General features: G+C 63.0%; 17 protein-coding genes and 4 pseudogenes. 9 read left to right on the top strand and 12 right to left on the bottom strand.

Going from position 1 to position 22,902, the window contains the following annotated elements:
* Positions 1 to 49: 49 nt before the first annotated feature.
* A complete protein-coding gene (locus N0Q91_RS06110; protein WP_275597599.1) occupies positions 50 to 2,497 on the bottom strand; it encodes a GcvT family protein in 2,448 nt (815 codons plus the stop codon).
* Positions 2,494 to 4,941, bottom strand: coding sequence for a GcvT family protein (locus tag N0Q91_RS06105; RefSeq protein ID WP_275597598.1), 2,448 nt, complete (start codon positions 4,939 to 4,941; stop codon positions 2,494 to 2,496). The genes N0Q91_RS06110 and N0Q91_RS06105 overlap by 4 nt, the downstream gene beginning before the upstream one ends.
* Positions 4,942 to 5,062: 121 nt before the next feature.
* Between N0Q91_RS06105 and N0Q91_RS06100 the strand changes: the two genes are divergently transcribed.
* Entirely contained in the window at positions 5,063 to 5,914 is an 852-nt protein-coding gene (locus tag N0Q91_RS06100; protein WP_100671776.1) for a LysR family transcriptional regulator, read from the top strand.
* 59 nt (positions 5,915 to 5,973) lie between these two features.
* On the opposite strand, the gene N0Q91_RS06095 is transcribed toward N0Q91_RS06100, so the two are convergent.
* On the bottom strand, positions 5,974 to 7,653 hold the full coding sequence (locus tag N0Q91_RS06095) for an alpha/beta hydrolase (RefSeq protein ID WP_275597597.1): 1,680 nt from the start codon (positions 7,651 to 7,653) through the stop codon (positions 5,974 to 5,976).
* Between the two features lie 234 nt (positions 7,654 to 7,887).
* Here N0Q91_RS06095 and N0Q91_RS06090 point away from each other — a divergent pair.
* A pseudogene (locus N0Q91_RS06090) lies at positions 7,888 to 9,172 on the top strand (cystathionine gamma-synthase family protein).
* 133 nt (positions 9,173 to 9,305) lie between these two features.
* Here N0Q91_RS06090 and N0Q91_RS06085 read toward each other — a convergent pair.
* On the bottom strand, positions 9,306 to 9,668 hold the full coding sequence (locus N0Q91_RS06085) for a glyoxalase superfamily protein (RefSeq protein ID WP_275597596.1): 363 nt from the start codon (positions 9,666 to 9,668) through the stop codon (positions 9,306 to 9,308).
* On the bottom strand, positions 9,665 to 10,261 hold the full coding sequence (locus N0Q91_RS06080) for a TetR/AcrR family transcriptional regulator (RefSeq protein ID WP_275597595.1): 597 nt from the start codon (positions 10,259 to 10,261) through the stop codon (positions 9,665 to 9,667). Before N0Q91_RS06080 ends, N0Q91_RS06085 begins: the two co-directional genes overlap by 4 nt.
* Before the next feature lie 84 nt (positions 10,262 to 10,345).
* Here N0Q91_RS06080 and N0Q91_RS06075 point away from each other — a divergent pair, with 84 nt between their 5' ends.
* Positions 10,346 to 11,137 carry a crotonase/enoyl-CoA hydratase family protein gene (locus tag N0Q91_RS06075; protein ID WP_275597594.1) on the top strand — a complete coding sequence of 264 codons (792 nt, stop codon included), beginning with the start codon at positions 10,346 to 10,348 and terminating at the stop codon, positions 11,135 to 11,137.
* 63 nt (positions 11,138 to 11,200) lie between these two features.
* On the opposite strand, the gene N0Q91_RS06070 is transcribed toward N0Q91_RS06075, so the two are convergent.
* Positions 11,201 to 11,680, bottom strand: a complete 480-nt coding sequence (locus tag N0Q91_RS06070; RefSeq protein ID WP_100671782.1) for an anthrone oxygenase family protein — start codon at positions 11,678 to 11,680, stop codon at positions 11,201 to 11,203.
* Between the two features lie 52 nt (positions 11,681 to 11,732).
* Positions 11,733 to 13,043 (bottom strand): annotated as a pseudogene (locus N0Q91_RS06065) (glucoamylase family protein); the annotation flags it as partial.
* A gap of 234 nt (positions 13,044 to 13,277) precedes the next feature.
* On the opposite strand from N0Q91_RS06065, the gene N0Q91_RS06060 reads away from it, so the two are divergent.
* Positions 13,278 to 14,072, top strand: a complete 795-nt coding sequence (locus N0Q91_RS06060; RefSeq protein ID WP_100671784.1) for a DUF1194 domain-containing protein — start codon at positions 13,278 to 13,280, stop codon at positions 14,070 to 14,072.
* A 121-nt stretch (positions 14,073 to 14,193) separates the two neighbouring features.
* On the opposite strand, the gene N0Q91_RS06055 is transcribed toward N0Q91_RS06060, so the two are convergent.
* The 4 genes and pseudogenes from N0Q91_RS06055 to N0Q91_RS06040 all read right to left on the bottom strand — a co-directional run bounded on the left by N0Q91_RS06055 (position 14,194) and on the right by N0Q91_RS06040 (position 17,915).
* Positions 14,194 to 14,427 carry a hypothetical protein gene (locus N0Q91_RS06055; RefSeq protein WP_275597593.1) on the bottom strand — a complete coding sequence of 78 codons (234 nt, stop codon included), beginning with the start codon at positions 14,425 to 14,427 and terminating at the stop codon, positions 14,194 to 14,196.
* Between the two features lie 124 nt (positions 14,428 to 14,551).
* Positions 14,552 to 15,733: a YcaO-like family protein gene (locus N0Q91_RS06050; RefSeq protein WP_275597592.1), complete on the bottom strand. Its 1,182-nt coding sequence runs from the start codon at positions 15,731 to 15,733 to the stop codon at positions 14,552 to 14,554.
* Positions 15,734 to 15,761: 28 nt separating this feature from the next.
* On the bottom strand, positions 15,762 to 15,977 hold the full coding sequence (locus tag N0Q91_RS06045; RefSeq protein WP_100671978.1) for a hypothetical protein: 216 nt from the start codon (positions 15,975 to 15,977) through the stop codon (positions 15,762 to 15,764).
* A gap of 17 nt (positions 15,978 to 15,994) precedes the next feature.
* Positions 15,995 to 17,915 (bottom strand): annotated as a pseudogene (locus N0Q91_RS06040) (AfsR/SARP family transcriptional regulator).
* 455 nt (positions 17,916 to 18,370) lie between these two features.
* Here N0Q91_RS06040 and aac(3)-IV point away from each other — a divergent pair.
* Positions 18,371 to 19,180, top strand: coding sequence for an AAC(3)-IV family aminoglycoside N-acetyltransferase (gene aac(3)-IV, locus N0Q91_RS06035; RefSeq protein WP_275597591.1), 810 nt, complete (start codon positions 18,371 to 18,373; stop codon positions 19,178 to 19,180).
* Positions 19,181 to 19,227: 47 nt separating this feature from the next.
* Here aac(3)-IV and N0Q91_RS06030 read toward each other — a convergent pair whose 3' ends face one another.
* Positions 19,228 to 19,461 (bottom strand): hypothetical protein, encoded by a 234-nt coding sequence (locus N0Q91_RS06030; protein WP_275597590.1) that lies wholly within the window; start codon positions 19,459 to 19,461, stop codon positions 19,228 to 19,230.
* Positions 19,462 to 19,584: 123 nt separating this feature from the next.
* On the opposite strand from N0Q91_RS06030, the gene N0Q91_RS06025 reads away from it, so the two are divergent.
* From N0Q91_RS06025 to N0Q91_RS06010, 4 genes and pseudogenes are all read left to right on the top strand, one after another.
* A complete protein-coding gene (locus N0Q91_RS06025; RefSeq protein ID WP_275597589.1) occupies positions 19,585 to 20,208 on the top strand; it encodes a hypothetical protein in 624 nt (207 codons plus the stop codon).
* A gap of 608 nt (positions 20,209 to 20,816) precedes the next feature.
* The gene (locus N0Q91_RS06020; RefSeq protein WP_275597588.1) at positions 20,817 to 21,989 is read left to right on the top strand and encodes an IS481 family transposase; all 1,173 of its coding nucleotides are present in this window, start codon (positions 20,817 to 20,819) and stop codon (positions 21,987 to 21,989) included.
* Positions 21,990 to 22,163: 174 nt separating this feature from the next.
* Positions 22,164 to 22,247, top strand: a pseudogene (locus tag N0Q91_RS06015) (GIY-YIG nuclease family protein); the annotation flags it as partial.
* 253 nt (positions 22,248 to 22,500) lie between these two features.
* On the top strand, positions 22,501 to 22,839 hold the full coding sequence (locus tag N0Q91_RS06010) for a hypothetical protein (RefSeq protein WP_275597587.1): 339 nt from the start codon (positions 22,501 to 22,503) through the stop codon (positions 22,837 to 22,839).
* The last annotated feature ends 63 nt before the right edge of the window (positions 22,840 to 22,902 follow it).

Here is a 22,902-nt window from a genome sequence, read left to right as displayed (position 1 = left end):
CCCCGTCAAAACGGGGAGAAGTGCCGGCAGGCGTATGGGGGCAGTCTTTTCAGGCCCGCACCCGCTCCGCCTTCGGGTCGTACATCGGCTTCAGCGAAGCCTCGGCCCTGACCCGCGTTCCGGCGATTTCGATCTCGTAAGCGGAAGCCAGCACATCGGCCTCGCTTTCACCCTGGCAGGCCACATAGCCGAGCCCGATCGCACCCCCGAGATGGTGGCCGTAATTGCCCGACGTGATCGTGCCGACGATCTCTCCGTCGCGCACGATCGCTTCGTTGTGGAAGAGCAACGGCTCCGGATCTGAAAGCCGGAACTGCACCAGCCGGCGCGAAAGACCCTCGTCGCGCTTGGTGAGCACCGCCTCGCGGCCGATGAACTCGCCTTTTCTGGGCTTCACCGCAAAGCCGAGCCCCGCTTCGAGCACATGATCCTCGTCGGTGATATCGTGGCCGAAATGCCGGAAGGCTTTCTCGATCCGGCAGCTATCGAGCGTATGAAGGCCACAGAGCTTCAGCCCGACATCGGCCCCCTCCAGTTCCAGTGTCTCGAACACATGCGCCGCCTGGTCGGTGGAGACGTAGAGCTCCCATCCGAGTTCGCCGACATAGGTGACGCGGTGGGCGCGGGCGAGGCCCATCCCGATCTCTATCTCGCGGGCGGTGGCGAAGGGGTGCGCCTCGCTGGAAAAATCATTCGGGCTCACCCTCTGCATGAGCTCGCGTGCCCTTGGCCCCATGACGCAGAGTACGCTTTCGGCAGCGGTGACGTCGGTGATCACCACGAACTCGTCGCGCACATGTTTTCGCAGCCAGGCAAGATCGCGCTGCAGCGTGGCCCCCGGCACGACGAGGAAGAAGGTGGTCTGCGAAAGCCGCGTGACGGTCAGGTCGCTTTCGATGCCGCCGCGGGCGTTCAGCATCTGGGTGTAGACCACACGGCCGGGCTCGACATTCATCTCGTTGGCGCAAAGCCGCTGCAGGAAGGCGAGCGCATCGCGGCCCTCGACGCGGATCTTGCCGAAGGAGGTCATGTCGAAAAGGCCGACCCCATTGCGGATGGCGAGATGCTCCTCCCGCTGGTTTTCGAACCAGTTCTGCCGTTTCCACGAATAGCGGTATTCGCGCTCCTGGCCGTCCCTTGCGAACCAGTTTGGCCGCTCCCATCCCGCCACTTCGCCGAAGACGGCACCGCGCGCCTTCAGATGTTCGTGGATGGGCGAGCGGCGAACGCCGCGGGCGGTCGCCATCTGGCGATAGGGGAAATGATCGGCGTAAAGCAGACCCAGCGTCTCGCTGACACGTTCCTTGAGGTAGGAACGGTTCTTCTGGAAGGGCTGCGCCCGGCGGATATCGACCTCCCAGAGATCGAAGGGCGGCTCGCCGTCGTTCATCCACTGCGCCAGCGCCATGCCGGCGCCTCCCGAGGAGACGATCCCGATCGAGTTGTAACCGGCTGCCACCCAGTAGCCCTTGAGCTCCGGCGCCTCGCCGAGATAGTAGCGGTCGTCTGGCGTGAAGCTTTCCGGACCGTTGAAGAAGGTATGGATGCCCGCCGTCTCAAGCATCGGCATGCGGTTGACGGCCATTTCGAGGATCGGGGCGAAATGGTCGAAGTCCTCCGGCAGTTGGTCGAAACAGAAATCCTCGCGGATGCCTTCCATGCCCCAGGGCTTCGCCTTGAGCTCGAAGGCGCCGATCAGCATCTTGCCGGCATCTTCCTTGTAGTAGGTGCACTCGTCCGGCACGCGCAGCACCGGCAGGCGGCTGAGGTGAGGTATCGCCTCGGTGACGATATAGAAGTGCTCGCAGGCGTGCAGCGGCACGGTGACGCCGGATTGCCGGGCAAGCTCCCTGCCCCACATGCCGGCGCAGTTGACGACATTCTCCGTCTCGATCGTGAAACTCTCACCGTTCTGCTCGCAGGTGACGCCGGTTATTCGGCCGTCCTTCTTCAGCACCGAGGTGACTTTCACGCCCTCGACGATTGTCGCACCGTTCTGCCGCGCACCCTTGGCAAGCGCCATGGCGATGTTGGCCGGATCACACTGCCCGTCGAGCGGCAGGTGGACCGCCGCCTTCACGTCGGCAACGTTGAGGTGGGGGTAAAGCTCCTTGACCTCGTCGGGCGTGATCTCGCGTACATCGACGTTGAAGGCGCGCGCCAGCGAGGCCTGCCGGTAGATCTCTTCCTTGCGCTCTTCCGTCAGCGCCACGGTGATCGAGCCGTTCTGGCGCATGCCGGTAGCGATGCCGGTTTCCGCCTCGAGCTTCACGTAAAGATCGGCCGAGTATTTCGCGAGCCGTGTCATGTTCTGCGAAGCGCGCAGCTGGCCGATCAAACCGGCCGCATGCCAGGTCGTGCCACAGGTCAACTGCTTGCGCTCGAGCAGAACCACATCGGTCCAGCCGAGCTTCGCCAGATGATAGGCGACCGAGCAGCCGGAAACGCCACCGCCGATGATGACCACACGCGCTTTTGCGGGAATGGGCTTCGTCATGCCTTCAGTCTTTCATTCGAGGGATCCCAGAGCGGCTGGTCCGGCTGGACGACGGCCTTGAAGCGGTCGCCGAAAATCTCTACCTCGACCTCCTGGCCGGGAACGGCCAGATCGGCGCGCAGCATGCCGAGTGCGATCGACTTGCCGGTGCGGTAGCCCCAGTTTCCGGACGTGGTCTCGCCGACGACCTCGCCGCCCGACCAGAGCGTCGACATATAGGGCGCGTCGCAATCGCCGGGCTCTACCGTCAGCGTCACGAAGCGCTTCGTGACGCCCTGCTGCTTCTCACGCTCCAGGGCGGCCTTGCCCCTGAAATCCGGCTTCGACCAGTCGACGAAGCGTTCGAGCCCGCCCTGCAAAACCGTGTAATCGGTGGAGAGATCGCCCTTCCAGGCGCGGTAACCCTTCTCGATGCGCAGACTGTCGAGCGCTTCCATTCCGAAGGGCTTGAGGCCGTGCTTCTGCCCGGCTTCCCAAACGGCATCGAAGACCGGGGCGGTATCCTCCACTTTCGTGTGGATCTCCCAGCCGAGTTCGCCGGCGAAGGAGACCCGCACGAGCTGGCAATAGCGGCCGGCGATCTGCGCCGTTTGATGCGTCAGCCACCCCTTCGCAAGGTCGGCGTCCGAGACCTCGGCCAGGATCGCGCGCGATTTCGGCCCCGTCAGGATCTGGCAGGCGAATTTCACCGTCACGTCATCCAGCGTGAAGGCGGCGTCCGCCGGGCGATGCTTCTGCAGCCACTCGAAATCATGCCACTGCGCCGTCGCCGCGGTGATCAGGAAGAAGAAATCCTCCTCGATCGCCATGACGGACATTTCGGTGAGGATGCGGCCCTTGTCGTCGGCGAAATAGGCCAGCCCGATGCGGCCGGGCTTCGGTACGCGGCCGGTGATGAGGCCGGAGAGCCAGTCGCGCGCGCCCTCCCCCTTCAGCCGGAAGCGCGAAAAGCCCGGCAGGTCGAGAATGCCGGCGGCATCGCGCACGGCCAGGCACTCCTCCTCGATCCGCTTCGCCCAGGGACCTTCCCTTCCCCAGGTCTGCGTCGCAGCCTCTGACGTGTCGTCGCCGGGTTTCGCGTACCACATGGCGCGTTCCCAGCCGTTATAGGGCTTGAACTGCGCGCCGAGCGCCGCAACGCGATCATGGATCGGCGAGAGCTTCCTGCCGCGCCCGGCCGGCCAGTAGTGCTTCGGGAAATGCATCGCATATTCGTGGCCGTAGATCTCCATCCCCTTGGCGATGCAATAGTCCTGGTCGGTATAGTCCGTGTAACGGCGCGGGTCGCAGGACCACATGTCCCATTCGGTCCGGCCTTCGGTCACCCATTCGGCGAGCACCTTGCCGGCCCCGCCCGCCTGGCAGATGCCGAAGGTGAAGACGCAGGCCTCGAAGGCGTTCGGCACGCCGGGCATCGGCCCGATCAGCGGATTGCCGTCCGGCGCATAGGGAATAGGTCCGTTGATGACGCGCGAAAGACCTGCCGTCCCCAGGATCGGCACGCGCTCGACCGCATCGTTCAGATACCATTCCAGTCTTTCAAGGTCGTCCGGGAAGAGCTGGAAGGAAAAATCCTCCGGCATCGGGTCATCGGGCCTCACCCAGTGAGCGCGGCAGTTCTTCTCGTATGGCCCGAGATTCATGCCATATTTCTCCTGGCGGAGATAATAGGAGGAGTCGACGTCGCGAAGGAGCGGCAGCTTGTGCCCGGCTTCCTTCGACCAGGCGGCAAGTTCCGGAATCTCGTCGAAAAGAACGTATTGATGGCTCATCACCATCATCGGCACGTCGCGGCCGAACATCTTCCCGACCTCGCGGGCATAATATCCGGCGGCGTTGACGACGTATTCGCAGCGGATTTCGCCCTGCGCCGTCTCGACCACCCATTCATCCCTTTCGCGCCGGGCACCGGTCACGGGACAGAAGCGGATGATCTTCGCGCCCATGTCGCGCGCGCCCTTGGCGAGCGCCTGGGTCAGCTGCGCCGGATCGATGTCGCCGTCATAGGGATCGTAAAGCGCGCCGGTCAGGTCATGCGTTTCGAGGAAGGGATAGCGGCTGCGCATTTCCTCGGGCGTCAATATATCGAGGTCCATGCCCTGGTAGCGGCCCATGCCGACGACGCGCTTGAACTCCTGCAGCCGCTCCTTCGAATGGCCGAGGCGGATGGATCCCGTCACATGATAATTCATCGGGTAATCGACGAGCGCTCCCAGGTCGCGATAGAGCGAAGCCGAATAGCGCTGCATGTTCATGATCGACCAGGATGAGGAGAAGGTCGGCACGTTGCCGGCCGCATGCCAGGTGGAGCCGGCCGTGAGCTCGTTCTTTTCAACAAGCACGCAGTCGGTCCAACCGGCCTTGGCAAGATGGTAGAGCGAGGAGGCGCCGACGGCTCCCCCACCAATGATCACGACACGTGCGTGAGACGGCAAATTGGACATGCTGGCTCCCTCTGTTACGGCGATCTTTGACGGGGAAGCCTGATGCCATCAAGCGCGGCGATTCAGCTTTATTGATCGAAGAATTCGATTAGATTGGCGGGAGGAGCAAGGAGCGACACAAATGCAGGTTGACCTGATCGAGACCTTTCTTGACCTGATGGAAACGCGCAGCTTCAACCGGACCGCCGAGCGCCTCAACATCACGCAATCCACGGTTTCTCATCGGGTGAAGGCCCTGGAGACGCAGTTCAACCGCAAGCTCTTCACCCGCAACAAGGGCGGAACCCTTCCGACCGCCGCCGGACTGCGCTTTCTCGATTATGCGAAAGCCTTGCAAAACCAGTGGCATGAGGCCACCCGTGCAGTCGCGAGTGCAGGCGCTCTGGAACGTTCGATGCGGCTCGGAATCCAGCACGACCTGGCCGAGACCATTGCCGGCCGCTGGGTCGCTGCGATCCGCCGCGACCTGCCGACAACCGAGATCTATATGGAGGCGGATTATTCGAACCAGATGAACCGCGATCTTGCCGCCGGGGAGCTGGATCTCGCGATCCTCTACACACCGCATTTCCTGCCCGACCTTCACTATGAACGGATCGGCGAACTGCATTACGTGCTGGTCAGCACCGATGCTTCCGAGATGGCCGGTGTGAAGCCTGAAACCTATATCCGTTCGAGTTACTCGCCGGCCTTCGACCGGGCGCACCGCCTGGCGCTTCCGCATCTTTCGGGAGCTTCGCTCGCCGCCGGCCAGAACATGGCCGTCACGGACCTGTTGCGCACGCTCGGCGGCGCAGCTTACGTGACGCAGGCGACTGCCGATCGGCTCGCCGACCGCGTTGCCGTCGTGGCCGACGCGCCGGTCATCCCGCAGACCGTCTATGCGGCAACGAGTCTCCGCACCCGCCATGCCCATCAGCATCGCAAGATCATCGGCGCAATGGAGGGGCTGCTGTCGGGGTTCGTGACCTAGACGTATCGGAAGCTTGCGGCGTCCCGGCCTCTCTCTGCGGTCGGAGCGATGAAGGCAGCTCACCGCTTGCTGAATTGCGCCTTCAATCGCGTGACATCCTGGGCCGTAATCCCTTGCGGATCGGTAACCGCCATCCAGGCGTCGATGTAGTGTTCCGGTGCGTAGACATGGCCGTAGCCCATCGGCGAGGTCGTCGCCAGCGCCATGTCGGCAAGCAGCTGCAGTCCGGTGACCACGGGAAACCAGCTCAGCGCCGGCGAAACGTCCGGCCCCCGCGGGGGCTTCATCCAGTCCGGCTCCCGGTAGAAGGAATGGGGATCGAAAAAGGTCACCGGATCGCTGGCATATTGCAGATAGACGATCCGCATCGCGCCCCAGCGCGCACCGGGAATGTCCAGCGCATTCTCCTGACTGGTGAAGCGGATGGCGGAGCTGTCGCGATAGCGCGGCAGCCAGGCGGTCGAGCCGGCGACGCGGTCAGCCGTCACCGAACGCCAGAGCGTGCTCGGAAACGGCGGTCCGCTCCAGAGCGCGCCCTGGAAGGGGTCGCTGATGACATCGAAGAGATCGACCGATCCTTGCGAATTCATCGCGCCAAGGCTGAGCCCGTGCAGATAGAGCTTGGGCCGACGATCCCTGGGCAGCGTCGTCCAGTAGCCATAGACCGCGTCGAAGAGAGCGTCGGCCGCTTCGGCACCATAGCCCGGCTCGACCAGCAGGGAGAGCCAGCTGGTGAGATAGGAATATTGCACGGCCACGCTCGCGACGTCGCCGTGAAGCAGATATTCGAGCGTATCGAGCGCCGCGGGGTCGATCCAGCCGGTGCCGGTCGGCACGACGACGATCAGCGACTTGCGCTCGAAGCCTCCGGCGCGCTTCAGCTCCTCCAGTGCCAGCTTCGCCCGCTCCCGCGCGGTCTCGGCGGAATTAAGCCCGACATAGACACGCACGGGATCGGGAGCTGTAGCCCCGAAGAACGCCCCGATGTCGGCGCCGGTCGGGCCGGACGCGATGAACTGCCGTCCCTGCCGCCCGAGCTCGTCCCAGTGCACGAGCGACGCGCCGCTCCCCGTCCTGGCGGGATCGGCAGGCGGTGCGATCTCGGGATCCATAAGTGCATCGAGTTGCTGGAAAGAACTGTCTGCGGCACGAAGCGCGAACTTGAAGATCACGCCGTTCGCAGCCGACCAGAACAGGGCGAGCGCCACCAGCCCGCCGAGAGCATTGGCGATCGGCCGCGTGAGGAAATATTGCAGCCATCGGGAAAGAACGCGAAAGGTCAGCCGGAACAGCCGCGCCAGGAGGACCAGGACGATGAACATGAGCACGGCTGTCAGGCCGAGCTGGAGCGGCTCGGCGCTCTCGATGGGCTCGAGACCCATGATGTGCCGTACTGTGTTTTGCCAATGCGCCGCCTGCCACAGGAATACGGCCGCGGCCGCTATCGAAACGATCGCAGCGGCGATTTTCAAAGTTCGCGCGCGCCGCACCGTGGGCTCGGGGAGTTCGAAGAAGGACCAGAGCCAGCGCAGAAACACGCCGATCGCGTAGCCGGCTGCAAGGGAAAATCCGGAGATCACGGCCTGAATCAGATAGGGCCTGGGTATCAGACTCGGAGTCAACGAAACCGCAAAGAACAGAATGCCGACGAGGAGGCCGCTTGTGGAAAACGAACGCAGGAAGGTGGAGATGTGACGGTGCACCGGTCTCTGCAGGTCCGTCTGCTGAACGTGTTCCATGGCGGACTCCACTTCGCGCGCTGGCGGCAATGTCGCTTTCCGCCGGCGTGTAGTCAATTCCCGCTGGCCTGCTGCAAAGGACAAAAACGTGCAGCAGAGGCACTGTCGAGGATTTTGCACCGGCAAGAGATGCGGGCATCAAAACGAAGTGATCGCAAATAGCAAGGATCGGACGCAGACGTTTGGTATATTTAAGCCGGAAGTAGAGTCTGCCTGCGCCAAGGAGAAAAACCCATGACCGCGCCGCACCCCTCCAAGACCCATATCGGCAACCACAAACTGCATCCCGAAACGTTGATGCTGAATTATGGTTACGACCCCGAGCTCTCGGAGGGTGCCGTCAAGCCGCCGATCTTTCTCACCTCGACTTTCGTCTTCCACTCCGCCGAGGAGGGCCGCGACTTCTTCGACTTCGTCTCCGGTCGGCGCGAACCGCCCGCTGGCGTGGGTGCCGGGCTCGTCTATTCCCGCTTCAATCACCCGAACAGCGAGATCGTCGAAGACCGGCTCGCCATTTTCGAACGAGCGGAAGCCGGCGCGCTCTTTTCCTCCGGCATGTCGGCGATCGCCACGACGCTTCTCGCTTTCGTGCGGCCGGGAGAACTCCATCCTGCATTCCCAGCCGCTTTACGGCGGCACCGAAACGCTGCTCGCCAAGACCTTCCTCAATCTGGGTGTCTCCGCGGTCGGCTTTGGCGATGGTACGGACGAGGCGGCCGTCAATGCCGCGGCTGAAGAAGCGATGAGCAAGGGGCGGGTCTCCGCGATCCTGATAGAGACGCCGGCCAATCCCACCAACAGCCTCGTCGACGTCGCGTTGATCCGGCGCATTGCCGAAAGAATCGGAGAAAGACAGGCGCATCGGCCGATCGTCGCCTGCGACAACACCCTGCTCGGCCCTGTCTTTCAACACCCGATCGAACACGGGGCGGATCTTTCCCTTTATTCCCTGACCAAATATGTCGGCGGCCATTCCGACCTGATCGCCGGCGCCGTTCTCGGCTCCAAAGCGCTGATCAGGCAGGTGAAGGCCTTGCGCGGCTCGATCGGCACACAGCTCGATCCGCATTCCTGCTGGATGATCGGCCGCTCGCTCGAAACCCTGTCGGTGCGTATGGAAAAGGCAAACGACAACGCCCGCATCGTCGCCGAATTCCTGCGTGACCATCCCAAGGTCGAGCGGATCCATTATCTGCCGTTCCACGACGCGGACACGCCGGTCGGCCGTGTATTCGCCACGCAATGCACCGGCGCTGGATCGACCTTCTCCTTCGACATCGCCGGCGGCCAGGAGGCGGCATTCCGCTTCCTCAACGCACTGCAGATCTTCAAGCTCGCCGTCAGTCTCGGCGGTACGGAATCGCTCGCGAGCCACCCGGCGGCAATGACGCATTCCGGCGTGCCGATCGAGGTCCGCGCCCGGATCGGCGTGCTCGAATCCACGATCCGCCTGTCGATCGGCATCGAGCACCCGGACGATCTCGTCGCCGACGTCGCAAACGCGCTGACGATGATCTAGGCTGCTGCTGGAAATGTCGGGCCTGTTGTCGTTGACGGCGGTCAGCCGCTCGAAATCCTCCCGCACCATGCGGCGGCCGATGATGTGGGCCGGCGCGAGCGCCGCGGCATTCGATTTCAGGGGAAGATCGGGGTCAAGCCCTCGCCCGATGCGAAAGGACGTTGACGATATTGCCGAACGGATCGCGCAGAAAGAACCGGCGCACGCCCCAGCTTTCGTCGGTGATATCGTAGACGATCTCCACACCGGCGGCCGTGGCGCGGTGATAGGTTTCGTCCACGTCATCCACCTCGATCGAGAGCGCCGGGACCGGCGTTCCGGACCCGCCTTCGGTGGCGAAACTCACCTGCGGCATGGCGGAGCGGCCAACCGCCGCAAATGTAACGATCCAGCCGTGATCCATCACCACCTCCAGGCCGAGCAGGTCCGCATAGAACCGCTGCGCCCGAAGCGGATCGGACACCTGAAGATTAGGAACGATGCGTCGTACTGTCATTCGACCCTCCCGATTGTCCGCTCCGATAGCGCCAGCTTGACGAGCGAGGCCGCGGCCGTCCCCGCCGTCTCCATATAGCTCGGATCACGGTGGAGCAGAACGACGGCGAAGCTGCCGTCGAGGAGCAACAGGACCTGCCGCGCGAGCGCTTCCGCCTCCACGATCCCTTCTGCCTCGAACACCTGCCGGAGCCAGTCCTCGAATTTTTTCTTGTGCGCGGCGCCGATACGGATCGCCGGGTGCCCCGGCATGCCGGCGAGTTCGGCGGAGGTGCGCAGGAAGCCGCAGCCCTTCCATTTCGGCTGTCGGGCGACGCGGGCAAGATTGAGGAAGATGCCCTCGACTTTCGATGCCACCTCGCCTTCGGTTTCGCTGAACCATTTCCGGAAGTGCTTGAGGTTCGGCTGATCGCGCCCCTCGAGATAGGCGGCAATCAGGTCGTCCTTGCTTTTGAAGTGATAATAGAGCGTTCGCTTCGTCACGCCGGCCGCTTCGGCGACTGCGTCCACGCCGACGGCGCGGATCCCTTCGGCATAGAACAGCTTGGAAGCGGCGGAAACGATGCGTTCGCGTGTGTTCGGTGCCGTCGTCATGGGCTATGTATACCGACTAGTGAATATACATTCCTTTGTCGCCGACTTAGCCTCCACTCGTCAATACTTGATGGGAGACAATTCATGTCCGATACGGTTCTTATCGAAATTTCGGCCGGCATCGCCCTGCTTACCCTCAACCGGCCCGAAAAGCTGAATGCCCTCAACTACGAACTGATCGATCGACTTTTAGCCCTTCTCGACCGTGTCGAAATCGACGAGACGGTGCAGGCAGTCATCCTCACCGGCGCCGGCGATCGCGCCTTTTCCGCAGGCGGCGACATTCACGAATTCGCCGGCAGCGTGGCCAAAGGCGTGAACGCCGCCGGCCGCGATTTTGTCCGGCGGGGGCAACAGCTGACGCATCGCCTGGAGGCTTTTTCGAAGCCTGTGATCGCTGCCGTCAACGGTCTCGCCTATGGTGGCGGCTGCGAAATGACCGAAGCGGTGCATCTCGCGATAGCGAGCGAGCGGGCTCGCTTCGCCAAACCGGAAATCAAGCTTGCCATGCCGCCGACATTCGGGGGTACGCAGAGACTGCCTCGCCTGGCAGGGCGAAAGCGTGCGCTCGAGCTGCTCCTGACCGGGGACGCATTCTCGCCCCAACGCGCGCTGGACATAGGGCTCGTCAATGCCGTCGTGCCGCATGATCAACTGATCGCCTCGGCCCGAGCGCTTGCCGATCGCATCATCCGCCATTCCCCTCTTGCCACCGCCGCCATCATCACGGCCGTGACGCGTGGTCTCAACATGGCCATCGGAGAAGGTCTGCTTTGCGAAAGCGAGCAATTCGCACGATTGGTTCCGAGCCATGATCTCAAGGAAGGGCTTGCCGCCTGGAGAGAGCGGCGAGAGCCACGCTATGCCGGGCGCTGATCCGGTTCTTCAAAACGATCCGGTTCCGCACGGAGAACCGTTCGTCACTTTTCCAGGAGTGTTCTAAATTCGCGCGAAGCCGAGCACGAAAAGGGCGAGCGCGCCTGTCGAAGCGAAGGTGCGCACGTGGTTCCAGCGGACCCAGTCGGTCAGGTATCGCTGCTGCCAGAGCTCGGCGGCTGCCTGGCCGGCAGGGGCGGCCGCAAGCGCGTCGTTCAGCGGAACATTGATCGCGACCGTCACCGCGAGCGTGCCTACAAGGTAGACGAGACCGCCGGCTGCCAGCAGATAACTCCCCTGCCCGCCCCAGATGAAGGCCATGACGAGGAGGATCAGGCCAAGCAGCGCCGTACCCATGAAGGCGGAGAGAAACAGCGGGTTCTGAATGACCACGTTGATGGCGTTCATCGCGGCGACCCCCTGATCAGGCGGGAGCCGCGACAGCGCCTGCATGATGCAGACCGAGAAGACGAAGAAGAGCCCGGCCATCAGACCGGATCCGATAGCGGCGGCAAAAGCCAGCGCAGGAACAAGGGCAACCATCGCGGCACTCCAGACGGGAACGAAGCCGCTTCGGGCCGCTTCCCTCGTTTCGAACTCGAGGCAGCGTCGACGAAAGCCAGCCGCCCGCAAAGCCGGCCCTGCTCAACCCATGGCTGAATGCCGGAATGCTGCGCGTCAGTTCCCAAATCAGGCCGCTTCTCCAGTTCTCGATCATCATGACCACGAGCCCCTGGTCAAGCCCGACGATTCTGTCGTCCACCCAACCCTCGGGGCCGTCCCCAGGCAGGCTGGGATTGAAGCCGCCGGGAAGGCAACCCTCCTTAACGAGCGCGGGATAATGCGACATCAGGTGGGAAAGGCTGCCGAGACACGCGTCCGGCTCGAACGGCAGGCCGGCGAGCGACGCCCATGGAACAAGCGTACCGTCATCGGCGCCGAATGGTGCGCCGCGTGCCTCGTAGCCGAGCAATCTCTGCCGCCGCCCGCCGCGAAGCCGCAGCCAGCCTTTCGGCGCGTGGCAGGCGCTGAAGCCCCATAGATGGCTGCAGTAACCCGCGAAGCCATGGGGATTTTCTTCGGCGTGGGCGCGCTGCAGCCTGATGGCCCGCCGGGAGTTTTCGAAATAGTCGCTATCCCTTTCACGCATCCCCCGGTCGCGAAGGCCGCGAAAATCGATCCAGGCCTGCGGAAACAGGTGGACGAAGAGCGCGCCGGCGTGGAGATGCGCCACCCCGTCGAGCGTGAGCCATTCATGCGCCGCGGTGTAGGCGTCGTAGTTCTGCGGCATGATCGGTCGTGTCGGCGATCCCAGTGCCAGGACATAAAGGAGCAGCGCCTCGCTGTAGCCCCGCCAGCGGTGTTTCAGGAAGCGCCCCGGCGGCCGCCAGCCCATTGTGACGGTATCGCCGCCATTGAGCGCCCAGTTCCAATCGGCCCGTTCATAGAGAAACGCCGTGAGGCTCCTGATCTCCCTCTCCTGCCCGCCCGAGCCGGAAAAATAGGCCGCTGCGGCCAGGGCACCGGCAAGGAGCAACGCGGTGTCGATCGTGGAGAGTTCGCTGCGCCAGGCACGCTCTCCCGACCGCATATCGAGGAAATGATAATAGAAGCCGCGATAGCCGCTTGCCCGTACGTCGCTCTGCTGCCGGCTCGCCGCGAAGAATGCGAGGGTGGCCAACACACGCCGGGCTGCCTCCGCCCGCCCGATCCAGCCGCGCTCGACCGCGACCGGATAGGCTGCCAGTCCGAAGCCGGTGGCGGCGATGCTCGACGGAGAACCCTCGCGCGAGGTGTCGGCCACCAGACCGGTTGCCGGATCGGAATGACGAAGAAAGTAGCCGAACGCCGCGCGCTGCAGCCGGTCGACGCATGCGATATCCGAGTTCCAGCTCGAGTGAAACATTGTGGCCTATTCTTCGATGACGTTGGTGACATTGCGGCGGGTGACGCAGCCATTGCCGCGATCACCGAATATTGTAGGCCCGCGTCGCGCCAGCCGTCGCGGATTTCCAATCCTGTGGTACATTCATCGGATTACATCGGCCCGGAGGCCGAGGCCGGTTTTACGGCAAATCGCGGTGCCCGGGATAGAGGGGCAGAACGCCCAACGCGTGATCCACGATGATTGGCTGATGCGATGTTAGGCACGATAGCATTGATCCTGGCTCTGAGCGGGAGCCCGATACAGTCGGCAGCCATGGCCGCCGACGTGGACGTGGAGCTATTGCTGGCTGTCGACATGTCGGGTTCGATGGACATGGAGGAGGCGCGCGTGCAGCGCTCCGGCTATCTGCAGGCGCTGCGACACCCGGATTTCATCAATGCGGTCCAGGGCGGGCTCCTCGGGCGGATCGCAATCGGCTATTTCGAATGGGCAGGGCTGGTAAACGAGGCCTCCGTCGTAAACTGGCAGGTGATCGAAAATGCTGCCGATGCCGAAGCCTTCGCCGTCAAGCTGGAGGCGCGGCCGATCGGGACGCGGCGCGGCACCTCGATCTCCAACGCGATCCTTTTCGGCACGAGCCTCATCGATTCGAACGCCTTTTCGGGTGCGCGACGGGTCCTCGACATCTCCGGTGACGGACCGAACAATACCGGGCCGCCGGTCACGCCTGCCCGCAACGATGCCGTATCGCGCGGAATCATCATCAACGGGCTTGCGATCCTCATCCGCCCGTCGGTCTCGACCGGGCCGCTCGACCAGTATTACGCCGAATGCGTCATCGGCGGCCCCGGCTCCTTCGTCCTGCCCGTCCATGAGCCCGAGGATTTCGCAATCGCAATCCGCCAGAAGCTTATCCTGGAAGTAAGCGACCTCACTCCCGCGCCGGCGCTCCGCCTTGCAGCCGGCGAAGCCGCGGCAGACTGCATGATAGGCGAGAAGCTGCGGCCCGGTTTTCTCGACAGGGTTTACCCGGAGCTGGATCGTTAGACGTGAGAGCGCGCCGCGGGTCTTCCCGAAGCGCGCTTTTTCCCGCCCGACCATGGATCGCCCCACCGTCTCTGAACGGCGAAGCCGCCTTGGCCCTTTGCGACGCGACCCGCGCCCGCTGCTATTGCAGCGAGTGAATTCTGGCGTCGAAGCCCGCCGCCGCGATGACGAGCTCGCTGCGATCCCGCAACTCGTTGGCAACGGCCTGCAGCGCCATCTCGACGCAATATTCGACGGCCTGAGCGTCCAATGCGCGGGCGCTATCGCGAATGTGGCTGAGCATTCTGGCGATGCTCGCAAGTTCCGTTTCAGTATCCGTCAAGGACGAAGGATGATTATCCATTTGAACCCCCATTCCGTGCGCTTCCCTGACGGCGACTATAGACGAGTTCGGATTTTCCGCGCGTTGCACGAGCGTTGCACTCGCACCGGTAGAGTACCGGAGTGGACCTCGCCAAATGCTTTGCGGGTCTGCTCCTTTATGATGCGAGCGCTTTGGAAAGCGCGCGCGGACCGAAACGGCGCGCTCTTTCGCCGTCAGGGTTTTCAAGATCGGGAACGAAGATCTTGACGACCGCGAACGGCAGAGCTTCATCCGACAGGCGCACCACAATTACTGATTGCACGCCTGCATCCTCTAGATGACCGATGGTGTGCCGCAGCAGCCCATCCGGATCGCCGCCGGCTCGCGGCGCCGCCGGCGCATGCAGGCACGGCGCCGCGAGGAAGGCCCGGCGGGTCGAGTCCGGCAAAGGCCGGCTGAAGGTTTCGGGAAAGACGTCGTCCCGCGCGCCGCTCATGAAGGTGAGCCGCGACTGCGCCGCTTCGGTCACCGCTCTGATCGCCGCGCGAACGGCAAAGACATGCGCCCCGCAGCCGCTTGTCACATCGACGAAACGACCATCGTCCCTGATGGTGATGTCGGAGGGGCCGAGCAGTGCCAGAAAGCAGGGAATACCGATGTCGCTGGTAATGTCGAAAAGCCGGAGATCGAGACCGGCGGCTCTGATGCGCTCGACGAGACTATTCAGCGCTGCATCGCCGAACCCCTCGGGAGCAACGCACTTTCGGTAACGGCTCTGCGGCCCTGACACGCCCCACAGGACATGGGCGTCGCGCTCGATGCGCTCCAGCAGCCCGTGCAATGTCGCTTCCTGAATGGAATTTCCCGATGCGAGCCCATCCGACGACATCCAGAAACGCGAAGGCCGGGTACGGTCCAACTGCGCCGCGTCGAGCGGTACGAGCACCTCGCGGCCGGAGATCAGGTCGGAGCCGGGAGCCCAGAGCAGTTCTTCGTCCGGTCCGATTTCCTCCTGCCCGGCCGCAATCAGCCCCGGAAGCGGGTTCACGGTCCGCCCGGACGCCCGCAGGGAGCGCATCGTGGCCACTATGGTTTCGACCGCGGGTTCGCCGGCAACAGCGCGCTCCAGCGCCTCCATGACGGCGGAAACCTTCGCCTCCGCATCCGTCAGCCCTTTGCCCTGTGCAACCACGATGGATCGCGCATTCGGCGTATAGGCGCACCAGACCGGGATTCCGGTCCTGTCCAGTCCCGTGTGCCTGGCGATGCGGGTTATGCCGAAACCGGAAAGCAGAGGCCTTACACGGTCGAAGGTCTCTTCCGGACTCAGCACACGATCGGAATATTCATTGCGCAAGTCGGCCCCACCCCCATGCCGGGACCGGTTACCCGTCGAAATGGCCCGAAAACACCTTGTCGGCGGAGGACACAGCCACTGCGAGGTCGACATTCTTGACGATCGTCCCCCCTTGTGCACGGAGCTTGTCCGCCGCGGCCAGGTCGCCCGTCACCTGATCGAGCGGCCTCACGGTTCCGCTCCCCAGGTCCGCCAGCCACAGACCCGGCTCGCCGGGAATGCCTATCACAACAACCTTCGCCATATCGCTATCCCTCATCCTCAAAACCCCGCCTTTTTCAGCCCCTCACGATAGAGGTCCTTCTGCCATTGTTCCTTCATCGGAACGACGGCAAGCCACTTGTCGACGTCGAATGTCGGATTGCTCTTCAACGCCCGCATCCGGTACGCCCGTGCTTTCTTCTGGTCGCCGAGCATCGCCCAGCTTGCCGCAAGCAGCCTGTCGCCAGGCGACTTGTCCTTCATTCTCTGAACGTAGCCGATCGCGTCCTCATAGTTTTCGAGGAAATAGCTGGCACCGGCAGCGCTCCAGAAATACGTGTCGGGCGCCAGCGGATTGAGCGAAAGCGCCTTGGCCAGCTTGTCCAGCGCGTCGCGCGGACGGGAGACATGAACGAGCGTATCGGCGTGGCTGTAAAGCACGTCGGCATAATGCGGGCTCAGATTTTCGGCGAGATCCAGCGCCGCAAGGCTCTCGTCGAGATCACCCTGATAGAGTTTGACGACGCCGAACTCGCGGTGTGCTCCGGGCAGGTCCTCATTGCTTTCGATCGCCCCCTTGGCGTGATGCTCAGCCACCGACAGAAGTTCCCGATCGCCGCGGGCCGTCAGGATCCACTCGATTGCATAGGTGCGCGCCATCCCGCTCAGCGCCGGAGCGAAATCCGGCTTGTGTTTGAGCGCGGCCCTGAAATCGCGGCGTGCCCTGCGGATTTCGGGAAGCCCCACGCTGGAGAGGTTTCGCAGGCCGGCGAGGTAGGCGTAATAGGCCTCCGGATGGGCCAGATAGTCGATACGCGCGGCACGGCCGGTCTCGACCTGCTCCGTCACCGCCCGGGCGACATGAAAGGCGATTTCCTGGCGTTGCTGGAGCAGACCGACCGGAGATATCGCAAACCGCTCCGCCCAGACGATCGCGTCGGAGGGCAGAAATATGAGCTGCGTGAAAAGTCCCTGGTCCGACATGCGGCAGTCGAGCGCATAGGTGACGCCATGCTTTTCCAGGAACGCAGCCTTGTCCACGGCATCCCGTATCCGCTCCGCCGTGTAAGGAGCAACGACCGACATCGATCGTTGCGCACATAGCCCGATCGTGATGTCCTCGACCACGGCCACGCTGACCGCGTGAAGCATCGGATCGCTGCCGAAGGCCGCCGGCGGAAGCAGAGCGACACGGGGTGCCGGCGCAACCGGCAAAGCACTCGCCTCCCTTGCGAACTCCCTGCCAAACGCAGCCTGCGGCAGCCGGGCCCTTTCCGGCTTGCCGCCCCGATGACCAGCCCCCCGCCGGTCATCCGCTCCAGGATCGCACGCACGGCCGTATCCATCGGATCGAGCTCGAGGAGGTGCATGCACGCGCTGCGCCGCAGAGACCTGTCGGCAAACCGCTCTTCGCCGCCGAGAAGCGCCGCACGCATCACCTGCGTGAACAGCCGCCGCTGTTCTCCGACCCAATCCGCATAGCGGCCCGGCGGCACATCCGCGCTTGCCAGAAACCCGTCGCGCCAGAGCGCAAGCCCGGTGCGGAACGCTTCTTCCGACCGTTCCAGCGCCTCGAAACCGTCGACGTCGCAGGTAATCTCCCCCAGCGTAACCTCGGTTTCCGTCGCCGTAATGAGCGGCCCCGACTCCGCAGCAAGGTGGCGCATGCGCCACAATGTCGACCGCAGGTTCTTGAAAGCGACGCTCTTTTCCCGCTCGGGCCAGATCAGCATTGCGAGCTTTTCACGGGAAGCCGTTTTCTCCCCGGACACGCAGAGATAGGCGAGTATCAGCGACCCCCGCTCGGGACACGCCACAACCACGCCGCCGGAATCGACCAGCCGCAACTCCCCGAATGTCTGCAGACGATAATGCGGCCCCGCCACGAAAACCTCAAATGGCTCGAATAGTGGAAGCGCCGCCGGCGACCGGCGAGACCGTCGACATCTCGTTCACCAACCCTCTCCTGCCCCTTCGGCACGAACACCAAAGCGCACGCTGCAACCAACGTCGCCCCACGGCTCATCGCTGGAGAAAGAAGGACGGACGCCGAACAGACCGGCAATCTCTGCAGGCGCAGCCACCGATCGGCACGGTTCATGCCTCCGGATGTGCGGCTGCGACGCCCGGAGCCATACCTGCCCGTCCCTTTGTTCACTTCCCAGCCCGATGCGGAAACGCATGCAGCCCAGATGCGAACATGCTCGAAAAGCCGGAACATGGCAACTCATTGCCGCTTATATCTGTTAAGGACGCAGCCCAAGACGGCGTCCGCGGAGCTTCCGCATCGTTGTTCGCCGGCCGTTTTCATGCTATGTTCAACGGGATCGATCGAGGGTGCCGTAACCCCGCTGCAGATCGTTCGCCGGAGCGCGCTTGGCCCAAACAAGCGCGCTTTTTGCTGTCGCAATGCCAGCGGTTACCAATAGGCAATCCATGACTCAACAATATGAATGGCGGACTTCGCAAATCGTTGATCAACTCATTGCGCTCGGGGTAAAGCCTGGAGGCGTTCTGCTCGTTCACAGTTCCTTTCGCAGCGTCAGGCCTGTCGAAGGCGGGCCGCTGGGCGTGATTGCCGCTCTGCGTGCCGCCATTGGCCCGGAGGGCACACTCGTCATGCCATCATGGTCCGGTCTTGACGACGAGCCGTTCGACCCCGCGACGACACCTGCAACATCCGATCTGGGAATACTCGCCGACACGTTCTGGCGTCTGGAGAATGTGACGCGCAGCAACCATCCGTTCGCGTTTGCGGCAGCCGGCCCGCTTGCAGCACGCATCACATCAGACACTCTGCCCCTGCCCCCGCACGCTCCCGCAAGTCCGATAGGGCGTATCCACGAACTAGACGGGCAAGTGCTCCTCCTCGGCGTCGGGCACGATTCGGACACCACGCTGCATCTCGCCGAGCTGATGGCGAAGGTCCCCTATGGAGTGCCGAAACACTGTACGGTCCTCGATAACGGCAGGCCGATCCGCATCGACTATCGCGAGAACGATCACTGCTGCCAGAACTTCAACCTTGCCGACACCTGGCTGAGGCGAAAGGGCTTGCAGCGGGAGGGCCCGGTCGGCCATGCCCATGCTCGCCTGATCCGCTCGCGAGACATCGCGAGGATCGCCACGGATCAACTGGCCCGCGATCCACTCGTCTTCCTGCATCCGGTAGAGGCAGGGTGCGACGAATGCGATGCGGCGCGCCAGTCGGCCGGCTGCGCTCGTGGCGGCAGCCCCGCCGGGTGATCAGCTCGGCCGTCTCCTACGGCAATGTCTGACGACATGGGACGGTTTTACGAAGCCGAGTATTTGACCGTGACGCCGCGCTGCCGAAAGTAGGCCTGCATCAGCTTCCTGCCAGAACGGTTGTTCTGCGCGAGCCTGCCCGGATCAAAGACGGCCTCTTTCAACCCCTCCCGCGTCAACGCTGCCTTGAGAGTCGCGATATGCGCGTCGATGTCGGCATTGTCCGCCTGGAGCGATTCATAAATGCGGTTTATCGCATCTGCGACGGTCGGTTCGCTCACATTATACTCCTGTTGTTGTCTGGCTGGCGCTTACCATACTTCTTCGCTTGACCCTAGAGGACGCTCTGTCTCCGACAGCATGACGTCATTGACGATCTAAAGAAGGCGACCCATCTAAGCCTGATGCCGAAACACGACAACAGTCGCATAGAGCTGCTCAAGACGTGGGTGCTGCCGCCAGCGGCGACATTGGGTTCATCCGTCCGCATGAAGGGCATCCTTCTGGAAATTCGCGCGCGGCTTCCGTCTGCCACGAAGAAATCGCTCAATCTCGATGGTCGCGAGCTCACGCTTATGATGTCCGCAAGCGAGAAGGCTGCGTTCCACGCCGCATCGGCTGTCGTCGCCGAGGCGTTGGTAAACATCGAGACCCTTCCGGTGATACCGCGCGAGATCGAGGACATTCTCACAATCAAGACGAGCGAAAGACATCGCTGGCTGGCCGACGGACGCTTGCCGAGTGCTGGAACGCGAACGGTCAAGCTGCGCGGACGCGCCAGGAAGATAACGTTTCATGTCTTCGACCCGAGGATTGTCGGAGACATTCTCGATCGAGGCGTCGTCGAAGATTGGCGCGAGGAAGACGCGGCGGCTGCCGCCGAGAACCGCAGACGGGCTGCGTACAAGGCGAAGTTGACGCGATCGTTGAGAAACACCACCAAGGGCGGGTCGAATTCCGAACACGGAGACGTCGCCTCCAACCTGGCCGGATGGGAGGAGTTCGGGCGCGATGGACTTCTTCGGTAATCGGCAACCGACCGGATTGCGCCCGGACGCGGTCACCCCTTCTTTATAATTGCCGTCGATGATGACCGACGTAACACTAGGCTTTTACGACACGAATGCCGAGGTATTTCCTTGATCGTAGCCGATCAAAGGACAAAAACATGCAGCAACTCAAAGGGCTATAGCGGAGGACCGCACCCTCTCCACCTCATCCCTGTGCTCGTCACAGGGATCCAGCAGCGCCGCGTCGGCGGCGCGGGAAGCGTTCTTTCAGCCCAAGGACTTGGTCTGGCTGGATTCCTGTGACAAGCACAGGAATGAGGGACCGGGGATGTGCGGCCCATACAACTTCCGTTACGAATATGCGAGGGAACGGTCAACCCGTCACGCAATGAAAGGTCACGTCTACATTCTCGCGTCCAAACGAAGCGCGACGTGGTATACGGGCGTGACTTGGGCCCTCCGCGCCGCCTCGCTATCTTCACGGTTTATGAAACGCGCCGAGGACCGCACCCTCTCCACCTCATCCCTGTGCTCGTTGTATAGCCCGGACACATGACTGACAGGTGTTCGGGGAGATGGCTGACACGTTCATAGTGGCATGGATCGGCTTCGCGAGGAGGTTGTCCATGCCGTGGAAAGAGGTGTCGGTTATGGGAGAGAGGCAGGAATTTGTGCGGCTGGCGCTGGCGGAGGGTGCGAACCGCCGGGAGCTGTGCCGGCGGTTCGGGATCAGTGCCGATGTGGGCTATAAATGGCTGGCGCGGTGGCAGGCAGGTGACCGGGAGCTGGCTGATCGCTCGCGCCGCCCGCATGTGAGCCCGTTGCAGTCGAGCGCGGCGGTGGAGACAGAGGTGCTTGCGGTGCGCGATGCGCATCCGGCGTGGGGCGCACGCAAGATCGCGCGCGTTCTGGAAGACCGGGGGCAGCATGCGCCGGCGCCTTCGACGGTTCATGCTATCCTGAAGCGGCATGAGCGGATCATGCCGCCGGTCGGTGGCGCGCCGGCGACCCAGCGTTTCGAGAAGGAGGCGCCGAACCAGCTCTGGCAGATGGATTTCAAGGGCTGGGTTCGGCTCGGCGATGGCACGCGCTGCCATCCGCTGACGATGGTGGACGACCATTCCCGCTTCGTGCCTTGCCTGGCGGCCTGCGCCAACCAGCAGGGAGTGACCGTGCGCGGCCATCTGGAGCGGACATTCCGGCGCTACGGCCTGCCGGACGCCCTTTTCGTCGATAATGGCGCGCCCTGGGGCGAGGCCTCGGGCGAGCGTTGGACAAGACTTGGCGTGTGGCTGTTGAAGCTCGGCGTCGGCCTCCTGCATAGCCGGCCCTATCATCCGCAGAGCCGCGGCAAGAATGAGCGCTTCCATCGCACGCTCAAGGCCGAAATATTCGATTTCGCCCGATTTTCCGATCTGGCTGCCGTCCAGCGCGCCTTCGATGCCTGGCGTGAACTCTATAATTTCGAGCGGCCCCATGCCGCGCTCGATCTCGACGTGCCGGCCCGTCGCTATCGTCCCAGTTCGCGCCCCATGCCCGAGCACCTTCCAGAGGTGATCTACGATGAAGGCGAGGTCGTCCGCACCGTCCCCAGCACCAAGGCCTATGTCAGCTTCAAAGGCCGCAAGTGGAAAGTCCCAAAGGCCTTCTGCGGCGAACGCATCGCCATTCGCCCGCTCGACACGGACGGGCGATACGGCATCTTCTTCGCTGCCCTCCGCATCGCAGCCATCGACTTGACAACCAAGCAATCCGTCAGTGATCTATCCGAACAGGTGTCAGCTATCTCCCCGAGCTAAACACTCGTCACAGGGATCCAGCAGCGCCGCGTCTGCGGCGCGGAAAGCGTTCTTTCAGCCCAAGGACTTGGTCTGGCTGGATTCCTGTGACAAGCACAGGAATGAGAGACCGGGATGTGCGGCTACTGCAACTTCCGTTGCGAATATGCGAGGGAATGGTCAACCTGTCACGCAATGAAAGGGTACGTCTACATTCTCGCATCGAAGCGAAGCGGGACGCTGTACAGGGGCGTGACCCGGGACCCTCCGCGCCGCATCGCTATCTTCACGGTTTATAGAACCCGCCGAGGGACCGCACCCTCCCCGCTCTCATTCCTGTGCTCGTCACAGGGATGAGAGCAGCGCCGCGTCCGCGGCGCGGAAAGAGCCTTTCCAGCCCAAGGACTTGGTCTGGCTGGATTCCTGTGACAAGCACAGGAATGAGGAAATCAAACAAGTGGCGGCAATGCGGGTGACTTCGGCCGCACACGGTGTAAGTTGGCAGCCATCTACCACCACGAAGAGAGCGCCAATGCCCCGTTTTCTAGCCGTGTATACCATGAAGCCCGAAGACCTCGCCGCCTTCCGCAGTCTGCCCAAGGCAGAGCAGGACGCGATCGACGCGGTCGGACTGGAACAGTGGGCAGCATGGGAGGACAGAAACGCCGCATTCATCCTCGATCGTGGTGGCATGGTGGGCAAGACGACACGCGTAGCCAGGGACGGTATCGCCGATGCCGTGAACCCTTTTTGCGGCTACCTTGTCGTCGAAGCGGAAAGCATCGAGGCCGCGGCGCGGCTGTTCCAGGACCACCCGCACATCACAGTCTTCCCAGGAGACGGCGTAGATATCATGCCCTTTCTGACCTGAACGCCTTCGGTCAGCTATTCAAGCGAGATCGTGCCCAAACGGAAACGCGTTGCCCATTCTTTA

It is taken from the genome of Sinorhizobium prairiense (genome assembly GCF_029201645.2).
Taxonomy (GTDB): domain Bacteria; phylum Pseudomonadota; class Alphaproteobacteria; order Rhizobiales; family Rhizobiaceae; genus Sinorhizobium; species Sinorhizobium meliloti_A.
The sequence above is the reverse complement of the archived record's forward strand: the minus strand, read 5'-3'. Positions and strand labels throughout refer to the sequence as shown.